The organism is Citrobacter sp. Ce006 (genome assembly GCF_030336535.1).
Lineage (GTDB): Bacteria > Pseudomonadota > Gammaproteobacteria > Enterobacterales > Enterobacteriaceae > Citrobacter > Citrobacter europaeus.
The window spans coordinates 1-216 of sequence record NZ_JAOWDO010000043.1 but is presented as its reverse complement, the minus strand read 5'-3'; the positions used below and the strand labels follow the sequence as shown (position 1 = coordinate 216).

Annotated in this window: 1 protein-coding gene; it reads left to right on the top strand. The window is 56.9% G+C overall.

Annotation, left to right across the window (positions count from 1 at the left end; translation table 11 throughout):
* Positions 1-216: SUMF1/EgtB/PvdO family nonheme iron enzyme (locus tag OGV94_RS00850; protein WP_286522164.1), on the top strand; the 216-nt coding region annotated here is incomplete at both ends.

Here is a 216-nt window from a genome sequence, read left to right as displayed (position 1 = left end):
CGTAAAGACAGCAAGCCTTTGCACCGGGTGGAGTTAAGCAGCTATTCGCTGAGTAAGTTCAAAGCCAGCAACCAGCAGTACCAGTTTTATCTGGCCTGGAATGGCCTGAAGGGCCGGGAGGTTAAGGGGCGTTTAAACGGGAGGGACTGGAATGACAGGAAACGGATCCCGGATACGCCAGCCCGCGTGGACTGGCACGAAGCGGAGCGGTACTGC